This is a genomic window from Musicola paradisiaca NCPPB 2511 (assembly GCF_000400505.1).
Taxonomy (GTDB): Bacteria; Pseudomonadota; Gammaproteobacteria; order Enterobacterales; family Enterobacteriaceae; genus Musicola; species Musicola paradisiaca.
Genome location: NZ_CM001857.1, coordinates 885,384 through 903,775, shown reverse-complemented (window position 1 = coordinate 903,775; position 18,392 = coordinate 885,384). Strand labels below are relative to the sequence as shown.

18 protein-coding genes and 2 pseudogenes are annotated in these 18,392 nt (G+C 59.7%); 11 read left to right on the top strand and 9 right to left on the bottom strand.

The window, feature by feature from the left end; all coding sequences use genetic code 11:
* The first annotated feature begins 10 nt into the window (after nt 1–10).
* From DPA2511_RS04140 to DPA2511_RS04110, 7 genes are all read left to right on the top strand, one after another.
* On the top strand, nt 11–1,069 hold the full coding sequence (locus DPA2511_RS04140; protein WP_012764436.1) for a branched-chain amino acid ABC transporter permease: 1,059 nt from the start codon (nt 11–13) through the stop codon (nt 1,067–1,069).
* Nucleotides 1,066–1,791, top strand: coding sequence for an ABC transporter ATP-binding protein (locus DPA2511_RS04135; RefSeq protein ID WP_012764435.1), 726 nt, complete (start codon nt 1,066–1,068; stop codon nt 1,789–1,791). Before DPA2511_RS04140 ends, DPA2511_RS04135 begins: the two co-directional genes overlap by 4 nt.
* 4 nt (nt 1,792–1,795) lie before the next feature.
* Nucleotides 1,796–2,515 (top strand): ABC transporter ATP-binding protein, encoded by a 720-nt coding sequence (locus tag DPA2511_RS04130; RefSeq protein ID WP_012764434.1) that lies wholly within the window; start codon nt 1,796–1,798, stop codon nt 2,513–2,515.
* A 63-nt stretch (nt 2,516–2,578) separates the two neighbouring features.
* Nucleotides 2,579–3,568: an acetamidase/formamidase family protein gene (locus tag DPA2511_RS04125; protein WP_012764433.1), complete on the top strand. Its 990-nt coding sequence runs from the start codon at nt 2,579–2,581 to the stop codon at nt 3,566–3,568.
* A gap of 50 nt (nt 3,569–3,618) precedes the next feature.
* The gene (locus DPA2511_RS04120; protein WP_012764432.1) at nt 3,619–4,785 is read left to right on the top strand and encodes a transporter substrate-binding domain-containing protein; all 1,167 of its coding nucleotides are present in this window, start codon (nt 3,619–3,621) and stop codon (nt 4,783–4,785) included.
* Nucleotides 4,775–5,413 carry an ANTAR domain-containing response regulator gene (locus DPA2511_RS04115; protein WP_012764431.1) on the top strand — a complete coding sequence of 213 codons (639 nt, stop codon included), beginning with the start codon at nt 4,775–4,777 and terminating at the stop codon, nt 5,411–5,413. The genes DPA2511_RS04120 and DPA2511_RS04115 overlap by 11 nt, the downstream gene beginning before the upstream one ends.
* 34 nt (nt 5,414–5,447) lie before the next feature.
* Nucleotides 5,448–7,220 carry a nitrilase-related carbon-nitrogen hydrolase gene (locus DPA2511_RS04110; RefSeq protein ID WP_012764430.1) on the top strand — a complete coding sequence of 591 codons (1,773 nt, stop codon included), beginning with the start codon at nt 5,448–5,450 and terminating at the stop codon, nt 7,218–7,220.
* Nucleotides 7,221–7,268: 48 nt separating this feature from the next.
* Here the strand turns inward: DPA2511_RS04110 and fklB are convergent, their stop codons facing one another.
* Nucleotides 7,269–7,889 (bottom strand): FKBP-type peptidyl-prolyl cis-trans isomerase, encoded by a 621-nt coding sequence (fklB, locus tag DPA2511_RS04105; RefSeq protein WP_012764429.1) that lies wholly within the window; start codon nt 7,887–7,889, stop codon nt 7,269–7,271.
* Nucleotides 7,890–8,113: 224 nt separating this feature from the next.
* Between fklB and DPA2511_RS04100 the strand changes: the two genes are divergently transcribed.
* A complete protein-coding gene (locus DPA2511_RS04100) occupies nt 8,114–8,833 on the top strand; it encodes a LysM-like peptidoglycan-binding domain-containing protein (protein ID WP_012764428.1) in 720 nt (239 codons plus the stop codon).
* Here DPA2511_RS04100 and DPA2511_RS04095 read toward each other — a convergent pair.
* From DPA2511_RS04095 to yjfP, 6 genes and pseudogenes are all read right to left on the bottom strand, one after another.
* Nucleotides 8,817–9,188 (bottom strand): DUF488 domain-containing protein, encoded by a 372-nt coding sequence (locus DPA2511_RS04095; RefSeq protein WP_012764427.1) that lies wholly within the window; start codon nt 9,186–9,188, stop codon nt 8,817–8,819. The genes DPA2511_RS04100 and DPA2511_RS04095 overlap by 17 nt on opposite strands.
* Before the next feature lie 294 nt (nt 9,189–9,482).
* Nucleotides 9,483–9,935, bottom strand: a complete 453-nt coding sequence (gene rplI, locus DPA2511_RS04090; protein ID WP_012764426.1) for a 50S ribosomal protein L9 — start codon at nt 9,933–9,935, stop codon at nt 9,483–9,485.
* A 40-nt stretch (nt 9,936–9,975) separates the two neighbouring features.
* The gene (gene rpsR / locus DPA2511_RS04085) at nt 9,976–10,203 is read right to left on the bottom strand and encodes a 30S ribosomal protein S18 (protein WP_000135199.1); all 228 of its coding nucleotides are present in this window, start codon (nt 10,201–10,203) and stop codon (nt 9,976–9,978) included.
* Between the two features lie 4 nt (nt 10,204–10,207).
* A complete protein-coding gene (priB, locus tag DPA2511_RS21040) occupies nt 10,208–10,528 on the bottom strand; it encodes a primosomal replication protein N (protein WP_012764425.1) in 321 nt (106 codons plus the stop codon).
* Between the two features lie 5 nt (nt 10,529–10,533).
* Complete coding sequence (gene rpsF / locus DPA2511_RS04075; RefSeq protein ID WP_012764424.1) at nt 10,534–10,926, bottom strand: 30S ribosomal protein S6; 393 nt, start codon at nt 10,924–10,926, stop codon at nt 10,534–10,536.
* A gap of 193 nt (nt 10,927–11,119) precedes the next feature.
* A pseudogene (gene yjfP, locus DPA2511_RS21035) lies at nt 11,120–11,871 on the bottom strand (esterase).
* Nucleotides 11,872–12,087: 216 nt separating this feature from the next.
* Here yjfP and DPA2511_RS04065 point away from each other — a divergent pair.
* From DPA2511_RS04065 to DPA2511_RS04055, 3 genes are all read left to right on the top strand, one after another.
* Nucleotides 12,088–14,043 (top strand): methyl-accepting chemotaxis protein, encoded by a 1,956-nt coding sequence (locus tag DPA2511_RS04065; protein WP_012764422.1) that lies wholly within the window; start codon nt 12,088–12,090, stop codon nt 14,041–14,043.
* Between the two features lie 127 nt (nt 14,044–14,170).
* Complete coding sequence (bsmA, locus tag DPA2511_RS04060; RefSeq protein ID WP_012764421.1) at nt 14,171–14,500, top strand: biofilm peroxide resistance protein BsmA; 330 nt, start codon at nt 14,171–14,173, stop codon at nt 14,498–14,500.
* Between the two features lie 55 nt (nt 14,501–14,555).
* Nucleotides 14,556–14,831: a hypothetical protein gene (locus DPA2511_RS04055; RefSeq protein ID WP_012764420.1), complete on the top strand. Its 276-nt coding sequence runs from the start codon at nt 14,556–14,558 to the stop codon at nt 14,829–14,831.
* Between the two features lie 237 nt (nt 14,832–15,068).
* Here the strand turns inward: DPA2511_RS04055 and rlmB are convergent, their stop codons facing one another.
* Together rlmB and rnr are read right to left on the bottom strand one after the other, a co-directional pair.
* The gene (gene rlmB / locus DPA2511_RS04050) at nt 15,069–15,803 is read right to left on the bottom strand and encodes a 23S rRNA (guanosine(2251)-2'-O)-methyltransferase RlmB (protein WP_012764419.1); all 735 of its coding nucleotides are present in this window, start codon (nt 15,801–15,803) and stop codon (nt 15,069–15,071) included.
* 124 nt (nt 15,804–15,927) lie between these two features.
* Nucleotides 15,928–18,387 (bottom strand): annotated as a pseudogene (rnr, locus tag DPA2511_RS21030) (ribonuclease R).
* Nucleotides 18,388–18,392: the final 5 nt, after the last annotated feature.

Sequence of the window (18,392 nt, the reverse complement as noted above, 5' to 3'; positions counted from 1 at the left end):
GGAACTGACCGTGACGACCACTTCTCTGAGACTCACTACTGAAGCGCGACGCCGATCGGGCCTTCGTTCATGGCGCGGGTTGCTGGCGCTGGCGATCGCCATGCTGTTGCCGCTGGTGGTCGACAGCGCCTTCACCGGCGATCTGTCCTATTTTCTGCTATGGACGTTCTGCGCCATGGGGCTATCCGCCATGTGGGGATACGGCGGGATCCTCTCCTTCGGCCAGACTGCCTTTTTCGGGCTGGCGGGCTACGTTTACGGCGTGTTGACCCTCAACTTCGGCGACGGTTTCATCTCCACCTGGTCCGGCTTTATCCTGGCGCTGGCCGCAGCGGGCGCGGTGGCCAGCGCCCTCGGTTACATGATGTTCTACGGCGGCGTCACCGGCATTTTCGTCGGCATCGTCACCCTGTCGTTCACGCTGGTACTGGAAACCTTTATGTCCCAGACCGCCGGCCCGCAGTGGGTCATCGGCAGCGCCCGGTTGAACGGTTTCAACGGCATGTCCGGCATGCCGCCGCTCAGCCTGCCTTTCGGCGGCGAACACCCCTTCACGCTGGACGGCAATGCCTTTTACTACCTGATTCTGGCGCTGCTGGTCATCGCTTACCTGCTGATGCAACGTCTGCTGCGCGGCAACGTCGGGCTGACGCTGGCCGCCATCCGTGAAAATCCGCAGCGCGCCGAAATGCTGGGTATCGATATCCGCCGCTATCAGTTGCTGATCTTCACCCTCGGCGGCGTCCTGTCCGGGTTATCCGGCGTGCTCTATACCCAGTGGGGCTCCTACATCACCCCGTCGTCGATGGGGCTGACCGCCGCCGCCATGCCGGTGATCTGGGTCGCCACCGCCGGGCGCAAAAGCCTGGCCGGCACCATCGCCATCACCGCGCTGTTGGTGTGGTTGTCGCAATGGCTGGCGGTGTACGGCAGTGAATACGCCATGATCCTGCTCGGCCTTGTCCTGCTGTTCGTCGTGCTGGTCGCACCGGAGGGGATCCTGGTCTGGCTGGCGCAGCAATTACGGCGGCTGCCGGTTATCGGTCACTACGTGGGAGGTACGCGATGAACACGCCGGTATTGGAAACCCAGGCATTAGGAAAACGCTTTGGCGGCGTACAGGTGATTCATGGGGTGGATATCCGCATTCGTCAGGGCGAAATCCGCTGCGTTATCGGCCCGAACGGCGCCGGTAAAAGCACCTTTTTCAAACTGCTCACCGGCGAACATCGCCCCAGCAGCGGCGAAATCCGCTTTCAGGGCGAACCGCTCAACGCGCTGCCGCCGTTCCAGCGCATCCGCCGCGGTATGAGCATCAAATTTCAGATTCCCGGCATCTTTCCCGCCCTCAGCGTGGAACAGCATTTGCAACTCTCGCTGAGCCACCGTCGCACAGAGCCCCATCGCGCGGCAGACAGCCTCGACGATCTGCTGCAACGCTTCAATCTGACGAGCGAGCATCGCCAACTGGCGGGCAACCTCTCCCACGGCAAAAAGCAGTGGCTGGAAATCGCGATGGCGGTCTCGCTACAGCCCAGGCTGCTGATGCTGGATGAGCCGGTCGCCGGCCTGTCGGTGGAGGAAACCTACCTCACCGGCGAGCTGATCCGGCAGATGCAGCGCGACGGGCTGACGCTGATGGTGGTGGAACACGACATGACCTTTGTGCGCCAAATCGCCTCGCAGGCCACGGTGCTGCACGGCGGACGGGTGTTCGCCGACGGCGACGCCGCCGAGGTGCTGGCGCGGGAAGACGTGGCGGACATCTATCTGGGAAAGAACGGGGAGTAAACGTATGAACGACGTATTACTGCAGATCAATAACATCACCAGCGGCTACGGCGGCGGATTGGTGCTCAACGGCGCCAGCCTGCAACTCAACAGCGCCGAAGTGCTGGGGCTGATCGGCCGCAACGGCGTGGGCAAAACCACCCTGATGCGCTCGCTGATCGGCACCATTCCGGTGCATCAGGGCCATATCCTGTTGGGGGAAACCGAAATCACCCACGCCACGCCCCAACGGCGCGCCCGGCTGGGCATCGGCTACGTGCCGCAGGGGCGGGAAATTTTCTCCGGCCTGACCGTGGCGGAAAACCTGCAGGTCGGCATGCAGTTCGTGCGCGAACACCGGGAACTGGCGCAAGGGCTGTTGGAACAGGTGCTGAACTACTTTCCGATCCTGCGTCAGCGCCTGAAACAGAAAGCCGGCACCATGAGCGGCGGCGAACAACAGCAGCTGGCTATCGCCCGCGCGCTGGTGGGTTCGCCCAAGGTTCTGCTGCTGGATGAGCCGTCGGAAGGAATACAGCCCTCCATCGTCACCGCCATCGCCGACACGCTGGTGCGCATCGCCCGGGAGCTACGGGTGGCGGTGATCCTGGTGGAGCAGGATATCGCCATGATCCAGCGGGCGGCGCAGCGCTGTTGCGTTATGGACAAAGGACAGGTGATCGACACCCTCGACAGCCGGCAGCTCAGCGACGACAACGCCATCCGTCGCCACCTGACGCTGTAACCACCGCAACCCAGACCGACGTCGGCGTCAGGCGCCGACGCCCCACTTGCAGAGGAAATGACCATGAACCACGACTGGTTGAAAGCATCCATCATGTATCAGCGCGGCGTCGGCGCCCAGCGTCAGCCAATAACGCACCACCTCACCGAAGAGCGGCAGAAACAGTTCCATTACACCATCGGCCCTTATTCCGAACCGGTGCTGACTATCGAACCGGGGGATCGGGTGATCGTCGATACCCGCGATGCGTTTGAAGGCGCAATCACCTCCGAGCAGGATCTGCCCAGCCAGTTGCTGAAGATGCCGTTTCTCAACCCGCAAAACGGCCCGATTATGGTCAACGGCGCGGAGAAAGGCGACGTGCTGGCGGTGTATATCGAGTCAATGCTGCCGCGCAGCGACCACGGCATCTGCGCCATGATCCCGCACTTCGGCGGACTGACCGGCACCGACCTTACCGCCATGCTCAACGATCCGCTGCCGGAGAAGGTGCGGCTTATCAAGCTCGACCACGAAAAAGTCTACTGGAGCCCGCGCCACACGCTGCCCTACAAACCGCATATCGGCACCCTCAGCGTGTCGCCGGAGATAGACTCCATCAACTCGCTGACCCCGGATAGTCACGGCGGCAACATGGACGTCCCCGATATCGGCCCCGGCAGTATCACCTATCTGCCGGTACGCGCGCCCGGCGGCCGGTTGTTCATCGGCGATGCCCACGCCTGCCAGGGCGACGGCGAAATCTGCGGTACCGCGGTGGAGTATCCGTCGGTAACGACCATCAAAGTCGACCTGATCAAAAGCTGGGCGTTGTCCTGGCCGCGTATGGAAAACCAGGAAACCATCATGAGCATCGGCAGCGCCCGCCCGCTGGAGGATGCCACCCGCATCGCCTACCGCGACCTGATTTACTGGCTGGTGGATGACTTCGGCTTCGAGCAATGGGACGCCTACATGCTGCTGAGCCAATGCGGCAAAGTGCGGCTGGGCAATATGGTCGACCCTAAATACACCGTCGGCGCGATGCTGAACAAGCATCTGCTGGCCCACTGACGCCGCATGGCGCGAGCCGTCGCATTTTCACCCGGACAAAGCGAGTCACCATGGCGTCATCAGCCCCCATCAACATCGGTTTACTCTACTCTTCCCGCGGCGTCACCGCGCTGCTGGAGCAATCCCAGCTGCGGGGCGCGCTGCTGGCGATCGGCGAAATCAACCAGTCGGGCGGTATCAACGGCCGTCCGCTGCGGGCTATTCATCTGGATCCGCTATCGGACAACGCCCTGTTCCGCTCGCTGGCGGAACAACTGATTGTGGAGCATCAGGTCAACGTCATCTTCGGCGGCTACACCTCCAGCAGCCGCAAGGCAATGACGCCGGTGGTGGAGAAACACCAACGCCTGCTGTTCTACTCCCAGCTGTATGAAGGGTTTGAATTCTCGGAAAATATTTTCTACGGCGGCGCGGCGCCCAACCAGAACTGCGTCCAGCTGGAGGACTATCTCTCCAGCCAGTTCGGCGCCCGGGTGTTCATGATCGGTTCGCGTTATATCTATCCATACGAATGCAACCGCAATATGCAGGAGCTACTGCTGCAACGGGACGACGGCGCGGTGATCGGCGAACGCTATCTTGACCTGAACGCGCCATACGACGCCTTTCTGGCGGTGATGGACGAGGTGCGCAGAAAACAGCCGGACTTCATCTTCAGCACCGTCATCGGCCAAACGGTGCCCTACTTATACCGTGCCTATTATGAACAGGGGCTCGACCCGGAAACCATGCCCATCGGCAGCCTTAACACCTCGGAAACCGAGATAGCCGTGATGGGCGCCGATATGGCGGCGGGCCACTTCACTTCATCGCCCTATTTCCAAAGCATCGCGACCCCGGCGAATCAGGCGGCGCTGGCGAAATTCCGCCTGATGTTCGGCCCGACGCTGACTACCGATATGAATTGGGAGGCGACCTACAGCCAGGTGCATCTGTTCGCCAACGCCATGCGTAGTTGCGACAGCGACAGCGCTGCGCTGCTGCGTCCGGCGCTGTACGGCAGTGAGTTCGACGCGCCGCAGGGGCGCATTCGCGTCGATCCGCTCAATCACCATACCGGCCTCTACCCGCGCATCGGCCAGTCCAACCCGGACGGCCAGTTCACCATTGTGCGGGAATCGCGCCGTATCGTTCCGCCCGACCCCTACATGACCAATCAGGTTCAGGGGGACTGGGTCACTAAACTGTCAAAAGTGGAGTATCCCCATGCGCCATAACCCACTTCACAACAGTACCACCGCCTTGCTGCTCAGCCGCGGCGTGCGTTGCGTCGTCCTGCATCCCAACGACGAGGACGGCGCCACGCTGACCAATCACCTGCGCCGGATGGGATTCCGGGTACAGGCGTTCTGGCCAATCCCGGAGCGGCTGCCGCCGGATACCGACGTGATCTTTTTCACGCCGCAGTCCGACCGGCCGGAACTGGAAACCCCTTGGCTGGATCCCGCCCGCCATGCGCTGGTTTCGGTGATCGCCTACGAGAACCCGACCTTTCTCGATCAGGCGCTGGAGATGGGCGCCGGCGCCACCATCACCACGCCGATCCGCGCATCCGGCCTGCTTTCCGCCATGGTGATGGCGCTGCACCACGCCCAGCAGCGCCGCCGTATGGCCGATCGCCTTGAACGGCTGGAAAAGAAAATGCTGGGCATGCGTTACGTCGGCGAGGCCAAAGCCATCCTGATGCGGATGCATGGCATCAGCGAAGAACGCGCCTACGAGATCCTGCGCCACCAGGCAATGGACAAGCGCATCACCGTCGAAGAGATGGCCTGCGCTTTGATTCAGGCCAACGACGTGTTTTCCCTGACTACGCCCGGTGCGCTGGCGGCCCGCAAGGAGTGACCGCCAACCCGCCATCAACCGATAAGGAACCGCCATGACCACCGCCGCATTGCTTGCCGCCGCCGTGCAGTTCGAACCGCTGTTCGGCGCCAGGGAAGCCAATATCACACGCCTGCTGACGCTGGTGGAACAGGCCGCCCGGCAGGGCGCCAAACTGATTACCACACCGGAAATGGCCACCACCGGCTACTGCTGGTACCACCGGCAGGAAATCGCCGGCCAGGTGGAAACCGTTCCCGGCCCCACCACCGGACGCTTCGCCGCACTGGCGGCGCGTTACCAGTGTTACATCGTACTGGGCATGCCGGAGGTGGAAGCGGGGACCGGGCTGTATTACAACAGCGCCGTACTGATTGGCCCGGACGGGATCGTCGGTTGCCATCGCAAAAGCCACCCTTACATTTCCGAACCCAAATGGGCGGCGGCAGGGGAACGGCATCAGGTGTTCGACACGCCGCTCGGGCGCATCGGCATGCTGATCTGCATGGATATTCACTACGTGGAAACCGCCCGCCTACTGGCGCTGGCCGGCGCGGATATCATCTGCCACATCAGTAACTGGCTGGCGGAGCGCACGCCCGCCCCTTACTGGATCAGCCGGGCGATGGAAAACGGCTGCTATTTGCTGGAAAGCAACCGCTGGGGGCTGGAGCGGGGCGTGCAGTTCAGCGGCGGCAGTTGCATTATCGCGCCGGACGGCGAAATTCTGGCGACGGTGGACGACGGCGACGGCATCGCCTATGCCTCGCTGGATCTCGTCGGGCATCCTCGTCGGGTGCTGGGCGAACCGGTCTTTCGCCAGCGCCGCCCTGAGCTCTATCACGGCCTGCTCAGCGACAGCTTTCTGTGGAACCCCGCCGATTTCTTCACGCTCTACAACCATCGCCCGTTACCGGCAGGCAGGCAGAGCATTATTTCGGTGCTCCAGTTCGATGCCGGCAACGATATCGCCGGCAATGTGGCGCGTATGGCCGCGCTGGCGCGGCAGACCATCGACCAGCAAGGCAGCGAACTGCTGGTGTTTCCCGAGCTGGCGGTCACGGGTTACGACGCGCCGGAACAGCGCGCCATCGCGCTGGAGTCTCCATTACTGCGGCCGCTGTTGCAACTGGCGATGACCCACCGCGTCTGGCTGGCGTTCGGGCTGGCGGAACAAGACGGCGAACGGCGCTATAACACCCTGCTGCTGCTGGGGCCGGAGGGCGTCGTCGGCCATTACCGTCAGATTCATTTACCGCAAGCCTATCGACATTGGGCCAGCGCGGGCGACCACTGGGGCGTCTTCGATACCGCCCTCGGCCGTCTCGGCCTGCTGTTGGGCCACGATGCGCTGTTTCCGGAATCGGCGCGCATTCTGGCGCTGGAGGGATGCGATGTCGTCGCCTGCGCTGCCGCACTCGACGGCGGGTTCACCGGCGCGCACCCGGGCAGCCGGGTTGGGCAGAACTATCCAATCCCCACCGGCGCCGATCCGTTGCATTGGCACCTGTTCCGCACGCGCGCCGGGGAAAACAATCTCTATCTGGCGTTCGCCAACCGCTGCCACGCCGAGGCGCAAGGGGGTTATAGCGGGGTATTCGGGCCGGACACGTTCCATTTTCCCCGTACCGAACAACTGCGATGGCAGGACGAAGGCGCGGCAACGCTGACGATAGACACGCGCTCGCTGGCCGGGAGCGGCTCCCCCACCAATGTGGTCAGACGTAAGGATCTGGTCGCCATGCGGCAGGTTCACCACTATCGACCGCTGTTGGCGAATGACGACGCATCAACGAGGGGGACTGACGCCGGGCCATCCGGCGGCTAAATCTCGCGAGGAAGGAAATCGGCCGGGAACGCCCGGCCGAGGGGGGAATTACAGGATTTCCAGCAGTTCGACTTCGAAAATCAACGCGCTGAACGGCGGGATCGACGCGCCGGCGCCGCGTTCGCCGTAAGCCAGATGATGAGGGATATAGAGCTCCCATTTGGAGCCGACCGGCATCAGCGTCAGCGCTTCAATCCACCCCGCGATCACGCCGCTCACCGGGAATTCCGCCGGCTGGCCACGCTGTACGGAACTGTCGAACACGGTACCGTCGATCAGACGGCCGGTGTAGTGCACGCGGACGCGATCCTGACGCGCCGGGATCGCTCCTTCGCCCTGCGTCAACACCCGGAACTGCAACCCGGATTCGGTCAGGCTGACACCGTCCTGACGGGCGTTCTCTTCCAGAAACTTCTGCCCTTCCACGGTCTGTTCCCGCTGACGTTCACGACGTACCGCATCCGCCCGCTCATGGACTTCACGCAGCGCGCGATGCACCACATCAACCGGCACCGCCGGCGCATTGCCTTCGAGCGTATCGCGCAGACCGGCGACCAGCGCTTCCGGAATCAGGCCGGCCAGGCCGGACTCCTGTAACTGCTGACCAATCTGCAAACCGATACCGTAGCTTGCCTGCGCTTCTACGCTGTCATAAGAGGGGGTTGTCATGGATGTTCCTTTACTCAGAAAATATCGAACCCGCAGCATAACAGCGCGAAGAGAACCGGTAAAATTTTCCGTCGCCCCTCACACCGCCATGTACGGCGAGGATCGCGCGGCAAAAGTTCAACGTATCCTCACGGAGATTACTGTCGGATTTTTCCCTTAACTGGTTATCGCTCCATAATTATCGATATAATTACGCTGATTTTATTCTAGTAAGAGAGGTCACCATGGGCAGAATCGCGCCCAGGAGAAAGCAATCCGTCTGGGATATCCAGCAATTGTGGCAATCCTGTCGGCAGTATGTGGGCCAGCGGCAACATCGCCGGGCCGACACCGACAACCAGGCGGAAAGAGTCAGGGAAGAGGAAATACCCGTAACCCCCCAGGAACGCCCGCCGTCGCTGTTGAGCCGCGTCTGGTGCATGCCCGACAGTTTCCGCTGGATGGATCCGTTACCCAGCTTTCATCGACGCGGGATCCTGATAGTGCTGTTCCTGCTGTTTGTGGTTCTGCTGTGGCCCAATTCCCCCGCCACCACCCAGACAGCGCCCCGTGCGGTAGATGTCCCGCTCAGTGCCCGGAGCGTCCCCATGCAGGCACAACTGGTAGACAACGCGGCGACTCCTTCGCCGCAATCCACACCGCAAACGCCGCCGACCGCCGCAGCACCTTCCGCCCCCGCCGCCCGCTGGCAAACCTATCAGATAGCCCAGGGCCAGACGCTGGCGCAGCTGTTTCGTGATAATGATCTACCGGTCGGCGATGTCTTCGCCATGGCGCAGGTGGAAGGCCCCGGCAAACCGCTCAGCACCCTGCACATCGGGCAACAAGTGCGTTTACAACGTAACGCCGCCGGGATGGTCAGCGCGCTGGAGATCGATATGCCCGATGGTCAGACGGCATTATTCATCCGCCAGCAGGACGGTACCTTCATTCGCAATCGCTGACGGTCGCCTGCTCCAGCAGAAATTGCCGCAGCACCACGGCATGATTGCGTTCCGTCTCGCGGCTGGCATACAACAACACCACCCGATGCGACTGCCGCAACGCATCCACCAGCGGCTGTACCGCGCCCGTCGCCGTCAGCTCCTCACGATACCTCTCGACAAACTCCGCCCACTGCTGAGGATTGGCGTGAAACCAACGACGCAACGCATCGCTCGGCGCCACCGCTTTCAGCCAGACCACACCGTCGAGCCGCCGCTTGCTGATGCCGCGCGGCCATAACCGATCCACCAAAAATACACCGTCCCCACACGGCGGCGGTACATCGTAAACACGCGCCAGCTGTACTTGCTCCATCACCGCTTCCTCTACAGGCCGATTTTCAATGCATCATACGCCCGGTGATGATGGCCATCGACGGTGTCAGTCAGTACCGGCAAGAATACATGACGATACGGGAGGACAAATGTTATCCCGTCAGGGGAGGACAGCAAATAAAAGGAGAAATCGTCGTTTCAGTTCGATGAGACCCGACGAGATTGATGGCCCAGCCGAACCAGATATTCAGTATCCCACCCACATTCCGGTCTTAAAAAAGCAAAACGCTGGCACAAGGCCAGCGTTTTACATGTTGACGACAGCGAAAATAAATTACGCTTCAGCAACAACAACCACATTCAGCTGAGCGAACACATCGCTGTGCAGCTGGAAGCTCACTTCGTGATCGCCAACAGTGCGCAGAACACCGTTCGGCAGACGAACTTCGCTCTTGGCAACAGCAACGCCTGCTGCGGTTACGGCATCAGCGATATCGCGAGTACCGATGGAACCGAACAGTTTGCCTTCGTCACCCGCTTTAGAAGCGATGGTCACGGAGCCCAGTTCAACCACTTTAGCAGCACGAGCTTCGGCAGCAGCCAGAACGTCAGCCAGTTTGGCTTCCAGTTCAGCGCGACGAGCTTCGAAATACTCTACGTTCTTCTTGGTGGCCGGAACAGCTTTGCCCTGCGGAACCAGGAAGTTACGAGCGTAACCTGCTTTTACGTTTACCTGGTCACCCAGGCTGCCCAGATTTGCTACTTTATCAAGCAGAATAACTTGCATTACCTTATCCTCTCAAAGTCTCGTTAATGGACGCCGCCGATTACTGATGACGATCAGTGTACGGCAGCAGGGACAGGTAGCGCGCGCGCTTGATAGCACGGGCCAGTTGACGCTGGTATTTTGCACGAGTACCGGTAATACGGCTCGGTACAATTTTACCACTTTCAGTGATGTAGTTTTTCAGCGTTGCGATGTCTTTATAGTCGATCTCTTGAACGCCTTCCGCGGTGAAACGGCAGAATTTGCGACGACGGAAATAACGTGCCATTTGGCTAGTCTCCAGAATCAATCAATTCAATCTGCTCGGCATGCAACACCAGCTTATTCAGACCATTGCGACCTTGATGGCAGCTAATGAACCCCTGAACCCTGAGTTGCGTACCGACCGTTATACTGTGGGTAATCGCCTGTGACGGTTGTCCACTGACAATCACGGGCATTCGGCACCAAGCCTGCCGGTTTAATCCGGCTTCTTCCTGCACTGAGCGGTGCTCAAGCACAAACTGACAGTGAGGAATCCCCGAAGGACTGACTTTTCGAATGGGTGTCTTGCACACTGTGCCGGACAGCACCAGACGATTGGCCGTCACCATGACAATTACTCTTCAGAATCCCCAGCTTCAGCATCATCTCCGGCTTCAGCGTATTCATCACGACGCTCACGGCGTTCGTCTTTCGCTTTCACCATCGGAGACGCTTCAGTTACTGCGTGTTTAACGCGCATAACCATGCTGCGGATAACGGCATCGTTAAAGCGGAAGTTAGTTTCCAGCTCATCGATCACTTCCTGCGGCGCTTCAACGTTCAGCAGAACGTAGTGGGCTTTGTGCAGTTTGTTGATCGGGTAAGCCAGCTGACGACGGCCCCAGTCTTCCAGACGATGGATCTTGCCTTCAGCACCCGTGATAGCACCGGTGTAACGCTCGATCATCCCTGGAACCTGTTCGCTCTGGTCAGGATGAACCATAAAAACGATTTCGTAATGACGCATCGAATTGCTCCTTACGGATTATTCAGCCTCCTGTCAGGGTCAGCCGCGGCCCGTGGAGGCAAGGAACGTTTGTGTGAGCGGCTGAAAAAATGACGCGCAATTGTACTGAGCACCGTAAGGGAACACAAGCCGTATTTCTTACCCATCATCGCCGCGACCATTTCCGCCGCCGCGATGATGGATAACCGGCAGGTCAGAGCGATTGAAGGAAGAAGTCGGCGCCCGCCTGCAATGCGCTTGGCGTAATTTTGTGGCCGATGCCGTCTTCAGTCAGCCAGGTCAGTTGCCGCGCCCAGCCCCGTTCAACCAGCGCCTGGCGTAGACATTCGCTTTCCCGGGCGGGCACCACCTCATCCGCCAGCCCATGCCACAGCAGCAGCGGGCGATCCGACAAACTCTCCAGATGCAGCAACGCATCGCAACCAGCCACCCGCTCCGCCAGCGCCGCCAGAATGGGCTCTGCGCCGGGCGTCGTGGCGACAACCGGGGGAAACAGCGTCCGGCAAAGCGGCGTGAAATGCCCGGCCCCCATAAAGGACGCCACCGCGCGCAGCCACGGATAGCGCGTCATCGCGGCTAGCGCCGTCATTGCGCCCATCGAAGCACCGCACGCGCCGATGCGCTTTCCGTCAATCCAGCCGCGCTCGCGACAGGCATCGGCGTACATCGGCAATTCATCAACGGAATGCAGCATGATGTCCCAAAAATGGCGCCAGCGATTCGCATCGTCGCCGTCAAAACGCGCACCATGCATCAGCGCGTCGGGGGCGATGACACGGAAACCGGCTCTGGCCAGCGTATAAGGAAAATAGCAGTACACTTCTTTTGACGAGGTAAAACCATGGAAAAAAACACCGTAGGCAGCGACCGTTGTTTGCCCCCAGCCGGAAATGCATGTAATACCTCAACACCATGAAGATTATCCACATCGATCTCTACCGACATCTTCTCCCCTTTTTCATACAAAACACTCAGCAGAATGGTATAAAAAACCTACACTCATTACGTGCATGGTTCACACCCGGAACGACAGATTCGCAATGAAAAACCTTGCAATGATTTAAATCAGTTTTTTATTTAAAAAAACAAAGAAGAGTATAAAAGTTTGCGATTTTTTACCGTTGTCTCCCACATACATCCCTCACAATACAGAGAACGACTATGCAGCTTACTTTTAGACGCTGGAGCCTTGGTGTCAAACTGTCGGTTATCGCCTCCCTGATCGTCGCGGTGCTCTTCATCGCCTTTACGCTCAGCCTGACGCGCTCCGCCGGCGAGAAACTGGAATCATTGACGTTGAGCAATATGGAAAGCCAGGTTACAGGCATGAACGATATGATCAGCCTGTACGACGCCAGCCTACAGTCCAGCGTCGATAGCTATACCCGCCTTTTCGCCAGTTTTATCCCTGCCACTTTTACGCTGGATAACCAAACTCGTCAGCCGACGGGCGGCACCTCCGTGCCCACGCTAAAAGCCGGCGACATCGTCCTGAATATGAATACCGCCATCGTTGACGACTTTCTTACCCGCACCGGCGCTATTTCCACGGTATTTGTACGCGACGGCGACGACTTTGTCCGCGTCACCACATCGCTGAAAAAAGAGGACGGAACCCGCGCCATCGGTACCAAACTCGACCGGGAAAGCCCGGCCTACGCTCCCGTGACAGGCAACCGGGTTTACCGCGGTCTGACGACGCTGTTCGGCAAACAGTACATCACCCAGTACCAACCGGTGTCCGATCATACCGGCAACGTCATCGCCATCCTGTTCGTGGGGGTGGATATCAGTAAAGAGTTCACCCAGATGCAGCAACGCATTCTGGAGAAGAAAATTGGCGAAAGCGGCTATTTCTTTGCGCTGAACAACGCAGGCAAGACAGCGGGCGCTTATCTGGTACACAGTAAGTTGAGCGGCCAGAAGCCGAACTGGTCCGGCGATACGCTGCAGCAGGCGCTGAAAAACGAGCATGGAATTTTGGAGTATGACGACAACAACCTGCAAGGCGACGATAAAACGCAAATCATGGTCTATCGCTCTGTTCCGCAATGGAAATGGGTGCTGGTAGGGACGATCAGTAAAGCCAGCCTGATGGCCGACATCAACCACACGCGCAACCTGTTTCTGGGCGGCGGTATCCTGCTGGTGGCGATTTTTGCGTTGTTCTTCGCCTTCCTCACCCGCCGTTGGGTCAGCCAGCCGTTGGACGAAGTGATCAAAGTGGCGGAACAATTCGCGGCGGGCAACCTGCAAGCCACGCTCACGACCCGCAATGAAGATGAGGTCGGACGATTGGTGGACGCCATCAACGGCATCGGCCACGGATTGACGCAGATCGTCGCTCAGGTGCGTCTCTCGGCGGAGGAGATCTCCTCCAGCACTGACGCACTGGCGCGGGATAGCGAAAATATCAGCGAGCAGATCTCCCGCCAGGCCAGCAGCGTCGAAGAAACGTCCGCCACCATGGAACAGATCTCCTCGACGGTGAAACAGAATGCGGACAATGTCTCGCTGGTCAGAAAGTTGGCGGTGGAAAGCGCCGATGCGGCCCAAAACGGCAGCAAAACAGTTTCCGAATCGGTGGCGACGATGGGCGAAATCAAATCTTCGTCGCAGCGTATCGCCGACATCACGACCACCATCCAGTCAATCGCCTTCCAGACCAACATTCTGGCGCTCAACGCTGCGGTGGAAGCCGCACGGGCCGGCGAGCAAGGCAAAGGATTCGCCGTGGTGGCAGGCGAGGTTCGCTCCCTGGCCCAGCGCAGCGCCTCCGCAGTCAGAGAAATCGAAGCGCTGATTTCCGAATCGCTGGATCGCATCGACGCGGGCTATCGCATTTCGGCAACGACGCAAACAGCGATGGAGGATTTACGCAACCGTATCCAGCAGGTCAGCACCATCATCAACGACATCGATATCGCCTCCCGGGAGCAAACATTGGGGATAGACCAGATCAACCTGGCGATTAACCAAATCGGTCAGGCCACGCATGAGAATGCGGCGCTGGTTCAAAACTCGGACAACACGGCGCAAGGGCTGAGGGAAAAGGGATCGAATCTGAGCAATCTGGTCAGCGTATTCCGCATCAACGCGCGACAAGCGCGCTTCTGATCTACCGGCGTCCGTTTTCCCGGCGGACGCCACGCCACATTTCTACCGAACCGCGACATTCCCCGATACCCCGACGGCCTGCCACCGGCTACACTACGCCATGAACCCACGGCGGAGCATATTGACCATGCTGAAGCGCGCACTTATCGTTTTTTCCCTATTGCTAAGCGGCTGTAGTTTACTGGCCGGGCATCCGTACCCACCGCCGCCGCCGGGCGACCATGCGATAGAAATTACACGCGAACAGAGCTATTTACTGGAAAAAACCGGCTCCTTGTCCGTCACCGTCGATGGCAATATAGACGAGGTCGGGCGGGAGATTCAGCGTCAGGCGGACGCGCGCGGCGAGCAGTATTATCGCATCGTCAGCCAAACGGAAGGGGAACGGGTAAGACGTGGCGTTTGGCATGCTTATGCCGTATTTTATCGTGCAACGCCCGCATCGCTCCGGCGCTGATGCCGCCGGTCATCTCAGGATTTGTGTTAATTAAGAACCCGTGAAGAGACACGCCATGAAAAAAACATTGAGTATCGCAACGTTGTTATTGCTGGCAGCCGGCTATATCGGCACCGCGTCGGCGGCTTCGCTGCCCTGTCGCAGCCCGGAATGGAACGCCTGGGTGGAATCCCAACTCAGCATTCGATCCACCTACGCCAACCTTGAAATCGGGTCGACCGGTTGGCAGCAGGCGGTTGAAGGCAAGCTCAAAGCCAAAGGTTGGCCGGCCAGAAACTCCGTTCTCTGGTGCGCCGTCGTCGAAAAAGCACTGTCGTCGAAATCCAGCTAAGCGCGCCGCCTGCCGTACCCCGGTGAAGCCCACGGGCTTCACCCTGTTTTCCCGCCGTCCGCCATGCCAGCCGCGCTGCCGATACCGGTTTAGCGCACCGTCGCGGGAACCAACAACCGCCGAACCAACAACCTGCCGCCGTCCCCACGCCGGGTTATCTGAGCTGCATCATGCAGCGGATGCTGCCGACGCTGACCGCCCGTGAAATAACGCCGATTTGCGAAGGCGACGGCGCCATCATCCCAGACGTTGGCGCACCGCTTCGAACAGGCAGACGCCGGTGGCGACCGACACATTCAGCGACGACACGCTGCCGGCCATCGGGATGCTGATCAGCTCATCGCAATGCTCCCGCGTCAGACGGCGCATACCTTCGCCTTCCGCCCCCATCACCAGCGCCAGAGGGCCGGTCAACTTACTCTGATAGAGCGTATGATCGGCCTCGCCCGCAGTGCCCACAATCCACACGTTCCGCTCCTGCAAAAAACGCAGTGTACGGGCCAGATTAGTCACCCGAATCAGCGGCACGCTTTCCGCCGCGCCGCAGGCCACTTTCTTCGCCGTGGCGTTCAGCTGTGCGGAACGATCGCGCGGCACGATGACGGCATGCACGCCCGCCGCATCGGCGCTGCGCAGACAGGCGCCCAGGTTGTGCGGATCCGTCACACCGTCCAGCACCAGCAGGAACGGCGTATCCCGTGTTTCCAGCAGCCCCGGCAAATCATTTTCCTGATACTGACGCCCCTCGCGCACCCGGGCGATAATCCCCTGGTGCACGGCGCCTTCCGCTTTTTCATCCAACCACTGGCGATTCGCCACCTTGACGGCGATGCCGGTCGCTTCCAGCTCCGCGATCAGCGGCAGCAAACGACGATCCTCACGCCCTTTCAGGGTAAAGACTTCCAGAAAACGTTGCGGATCGCGCTCCAGCAGCGCCTTGACCGCGTGAATACCGTAAATAATTTCGCTCATTGATACTCTTTAACACTGATGACGCAGGCGGACGGCGCTCTGGCCGGCCCCTGCGATAATGATAAACCCGAATGTCCCGGCGCCGAGGGTGCAGGCGCCGGAAGGCGGCATAGCCGGGAACAACTTACTCTTCTGCCGCCGTTTTTTTCTTGCCGGCCCGTTTGGCGCGCGTTGCCGCAGCGATTTTACGGGTTTTCTCTGCGTTTTTTTTCGTGCGCGACGCTTGCTTCTTGCCTCCCGGCTTGGCCTCGGCGGCTTTTTTACGCTTGCCTGCGCCTTCGGCGCGAAACGCACTGTCCGGCTCGAAATTCACGCGCTTGCCGGCCTGACGGCGTGCGGGCTTTCTCTCGGCGGCAGCGCCTTTCTTCGCCCGATCGCGTTCGGTCTTGCCTTCCCCCCGCACCCGACGGGTGGTGGATACCAGCGTGAAGTCGATATTGCGCTCATCCATATGTACCGCATCGACGCGGATTTGCACCTCGTCGCCCAGCCGATACGTCTGGCCGCGAGACTCGCCGATCAAGCGCTGGCCGACATTATCATAACGATAGTAGTCGTTATCCAGTGTGGAAACGTGAACCAGACCGTCGATGAACAGATCGTTTAACCGCACAAAGAACCCAAAGCCGGTCACGCTGGAAATAATCCCGGTAAAGACTTCCCCGACATGATCCTGCATAAAGTCGCATTTCAGCCAATCCGCCACATCGCGAGTGGCTTCATCCGCCCGGCGCTCGGTCATGGAACAGTGCTGCCCCAATTGCAGCATTTCAGTGAAATCGCTGTGCCAGCCGCCACTCGGCGTCCACCGCTCCTGCCGATTGCCGAGCAGATATTTAATGGCGCGATGCAACGAAAGATCAGGGTAACGGCGAATCGGCGAGGTGAAATGCGCATAAGAGGTCAACGCCAATCCGAAATGGCCGCGATTTTCCGGGTCGTAGATCGCCTGTTTCATGGAGCGCAGCATCATGGTTTGCAGCATCTCGTGATCGGGACGCTCCGCCACCTCGTCCATCAGCTCGGCGTAATCCTTCGGCTGCGGCTTCATACCGCCTTTCAGCGTCAATCCCAGTTCCGCCAGCACGCTGCGCAGTGCCATGACATGATCCTCGCTGGGGCGATCATGCACGCGAAAGAGCGCGGGCTCGCTATTCTTCTCTACAAACCTGGCCGCCGCGATATTCGCCAAAATCATGCACTCTTCAATCAACTTGTGGGCGTCATTGCGTACCGACGCTTCCACCCGTTCGATACGGCGTTCGGCGTTGAAAATGAATTTGGCTTCTTCGGTTTCGAAGGCGATGCCGCCACGTTCTTCACGGGCGTGATCCAGCACCTTGTACATCCGGTGCAATTCCTCCAGCGGTTCCACCAGCACCTGATATTGCCCGCGCAGCGCCTCGTCGCCCTGCAGGATGTGCCACACTTTGGTGTAAGTCAGCCGGGCATGGGAACTCATCACCGCTTCATAGAATTTGAAACCGGAGAGTTTCCCCTGCGTGGACACCGTCATTTCGCACACCATACACAGGCGGTCGACCTGCGGGTTCAGCGAACACAGCCCGTTGGACAGCACTTCCGGCAGCATCGGCACTACCTGAGATGGGAAATAGACCGAGGTGCCGCGCGCCCGCGCCTCGTGATCCAACGCGGTGCCGGGCCGGACATAGTAGCTGACGTCGGCGATCGCCACCCAAAGCCGCCACCCCCGCCGCGTTTTTTCTCGCAATAGACCGCGTCGTCAAAATCGCGAGCGTCTTCGCCGTCGATAGTCACCAGCGGCAGTGTGCGCAAATCCACGCGCCCTTTTTTTGGCGCTTTCCGGCACCTCTTCCGTCAAATCAGCCACCTGATTCTGCACCTGCTGCGACCAGGTATGCGGAATTTCATGGGTACGCAGCGCGATATCCACCGCCAGGCCGGTGCCCATATTGTCGCCCAGCACTTCCACAATTTTGCCGATGGCTTTGGTGCGACGGTTAGCCCGTTGGATCAGCTCAACCACCACCACGGAACCCATGCGCGCGCCGCAGATAGACTCCGGCGGGATCAAAATATCGAAACTGAGCCGGCTATCGTCCGGCACCACGAAACCGGATCCGACTTCCGTGAAATAACGCCCGACGATCTGGCTGGTGCGCGGTTCCAACACCCGCACGATGCGCGCTTCACGGCGGCCACGACGATCCTCGCCCAACGGTTGCGCCAGCACCACGTCGCCATGGATTGCCAGCTTCATCTGATCCGCCGACAGGTAGAGGTCATCCTTACGGCCGTCCACGCGCAGGAACCCGTAACCATCGCGATGACCGATCACCGCGCCGCGCACCAGATCCAGTTTTTCCGGCAGCGCATAGCATTGGCGACGGGTAAAGACCAGTTGTCCGTCACGCTCCATCGCCCGCAAGCGGCGACGCAACGCTTCCAGCTGTTCATCGGAGGAGAGCGCCAAATCAGTGGCCAGCTCATCGCGGCTGATGGGCGTATCCCTTTTTCTCAGGTGTTCCAGAATAAATTCGCGGCTGGGGATGGGAGATTCATATTTTTCTGCTTCGCGTTCCAGGAATGGATCTTGTGACATAGCGG

Excerpts from the sequence above, each read along its gene's own strand:
- DPA2511_RS04135 (WP_012764435.1), top strand. The coding sequence starts at position 1,066 with ATGAACACGCCGGTATTGGAAACCCAGGCATTAGGAAAACGCTTTGGC.
- DPA2511_RS04130 (WP_012764434.1), top strand. The coding sequence starts at position 1,796 with ATGAACGACGTATTACTGCAGATCAATAACATCACCAGCGGCTACGGC.
- DPA2511_RS04125 (WP_012764433.1), top strand. The coding sequence starts at position 2,579 with ATGAACCACGACTGGTTGAAAGCATCCATCATGTATCAGCGCGGCGTC.
- DPA2511_RS04120 (WP_012764432.1), top strand. The coding sequence starts at position 3,619 with ATGGCGTCATCAGCCCCCATCAACATCGGTTTACTCTACTCTTCCCGC.
- DPA2511_RS04115 (WP_012764431.1), top strand. The coding sequence starts at position 4,775 with ATGCGCCATAACCCACTTCACAACAGTACCACCGCCTTGCTGCTCAGC.
- DPA2511_RS04110 (WP_012764430.1), top strand. The coding sequence starts at position 5,448 with ATGACCACCGCCGCATTGCTTGCCGCCGCCGTGCAGTTCGAACCGCTG.
- fklB (WP_012764429.1), bottom strand. The coding sequence starts at position 7,889 with ATGACAACCCCCTCTTATGACAGCGTAGAAGCGCAGGCAAGCTACGGT.
- DPA2511_RS04100 (WP_012764428.1), top strand. The coding sequence starts at position 8,114 with ATGGGCAGAATCGCGCCCAGGAGAAAGCAATCCGTCTGGGATATCCAG.
- DPA2511_RS04095 (WP_012764427.1), bottom strand. The coding sequence starts at position 9,188 with ATGGAGCAAGTACAGCTGGCGCGTGTTTACGATGTACCGCCGCCGTGT.
- rplI (WP_012764426.1), bottom strand. The coding sequence starts at position 9,935 with ATGCAAGTTATTCTGCTTGATAAAGTAGCAAATCTGGGCAGCCTGGGT.
- rpsR (WP_000135199.1), bottom strand. The coding sequence starts at position 10,203 with ATGGCACGTTATTTCCGTCGTCGCAAATTCTGCCGTTTCACCGCGGAA.
- priB (WP_012764425.1), bottom strand. The coding sequence starts at position 10,528 with ATGGTGACGGCCAATCGTCTGGTGCTGTCCGGCACAGTGTGCAAGACA.
- rpsF (WP_012764424.1), bottom strand. The coding sequence starts at position 10,926 with ATGCGTCATTACGAAATCGTTTTTATGGTTCATCCTGACCAGAGCGAA.
- DPA2511_RS04065 (WP_012764422.1), top strand. The coding sequence starts at position 12,088 with ATGCAGCTTACTTTTAGACGCTGGAGCCTTGGTGTCAAACTGTCGGTT.
- bsmA (WP_012764421.1), top strand. The coding sequence starts at position 14,171 with ATGCTGAAGCGCGCACTTATCGTTTTTTCCCTATTGCTAAGCGGCTGT.
- DPA2511_RS04055 (WP_012764420.1), top strand. The coding sequence starts at position 14,556 with ATGAAAAAAACATTGAGTATCGCAACGTTGTTATTGCTGGCAGCCGGC.
- rlmB (WP_012764419.1), bottom strand. The coding sequence starts at position 15,803 with ATGAGCGAAATTATTTACGGTATTCACGCGGTCAAGGCGCTGCTGGAG.